We start from the raw sequence: 1,735 nt of genomic DNA on the forward strand, positions 1-1,735 counted from the left end.
GGGGGCTTGTATTTCAATTACTGCTTGCTCTTGTGGAGTTGGTGGGATGGTGGACCATGCCTGTGCGTCCGCCCGTCACCGCCTTACGGGCCAAGTTCGATCGGATCCTGCCTCATCTCGACGAGCGCCGTCGTCGGCTCTACCTGGCCAGCGAAGCCGCGGCGATCGGCCACGGCGGGATCGCCCTGGTAGCCGCCGCCTCCGGGAGCAGTGTCTCCACCGTCGCGCGTGGTGTGACCGAGCTGGCCGGAGACCCGCCGGTGGCGAGAAGGGTCCGGGCTGCGGGAGCCGGCCGCAAGCCGTTGACGGTCACCGACCCCGGCCTGGTGCCGGCGCTCGAGGCGCTGATCGAGCCTCACACCCGGGGTGATCCCGTCTCGCCGCTGCGATGGACCACCTTGTCGCTGCGGACCCTGGCCTCGACCCTCACGTCACAGGGCCACCCGGTCAGTGCCGCAACCGTCGGGCGTCTGCTGCACGGCCTGGGCTACAGCCTGCAGGGCACCGTCAAGACCACCGAAGGCGCCAGCCACCCGGACCGCGACGCCCAGTTCGCCCACCTGAACGCCACGGCCACCGCCTTCCTCGACGACCGGCAGCCGGTGATCAGCGTCGACACCAAGGCCAAGGAATGGCTCGGCAGCCGCGACCGTCCCGGCCGCACCTGGCGGCCGGGCAAGGACCCGATCAGGGTCGACTGCCACACCTTCACGACCAGCGACCAGCCGGTCGCCATCCCGTATGGGATCTACGACATCGCCACCAACACCGGCTGGGTCAACGTCGGGACCGACCACGACACCGCCGAGTTCGCGGTCGAGTCCATACGTCGCTGGTGGGAACGCCGCGGACGTGTGCATCATCCGAACGCCACCCGGTTGCTGATCACCGCTGACGCCGGCGGCTCCAACGATCCCCGTCGCTGGACCTGGAAGAAGCACCTGGCCGCCTTCGCCCTGGAGAGCGGCCTGGAGATCACGGTCTGCCACTTCCCGCCGGGCACGTCGAAGTGGAACAAGATCGAACACCGAATGTTCTGCCACATCACCGCAAACTGGCGCGGCCGACCGCTCACCAGCTACGAGGTCATCATCGAGACGATCGCCGCGACGACCACCCGGACCGGGCTGACCATCGGCGCCGAGCTGGACACCGGCAGCTACCCTCTTGGCTCAACGGTGACCGCCGCCGAGTTCCAGTCCCTGCCGATCACGCCCGACGCGTTCCACGGCGACTGGAACTACACCCTCGCCCCGTTCGGCCCCGACCGCCGGAGGCGCCGGCGGCCGCCCGGCGGATCGACCCCGGCCTGACCGCGATGCTCAGTGATCCGGCCCTGACCGGTATGCCGCGGGCCGACTTTGAGCGCCTGGTGGCAGTCTCCGAACCGTACTGGGACGCCCTCGCCGAGGCCGCCTTCCAGCGGCGCTTCCACCGTCCCCGCAGCTACCTCCACCCGCAGACCAGCAGCATCGACCACTACCACCGTCTCCTGGCAGCGCTGTTGCGCCGCCGCAAGGCGATCACCAGCACTCTCCTGGCCCAGCTGCTGGGCGTCACCCGCACCAACCTCTCCAACCAGTTCCAGGACGGCCACCGGCTCCTGGACCTGCACCGCATCGTCGTCACACCTCTGCCCGGATCGCCCGCCCGGACCCTCGAGCAGCTCCAAGCCCTTCTGCCCGAGTCCGCCGACAAGGGAGATCAAACCTGACAGTTATTCAGATACAAGCCC

The 1,735-nt window shown here is 68.9% G+C and carries 1 pseudogene; it reads left to right on the forward strand.

Annotated elements, in window-relative coordinates:
* Positions 1–56: 56 nt before the first annotated feature.
* Positions 57–1,735, forward strand: a pseudogene (locus ACWEQL_RS42355) (ISAzo13 family transposase); the annotation flags it as partial.

It is taken from the genome of Kitasatospora sp. NPDC004240, assembly GCF_053603215.1.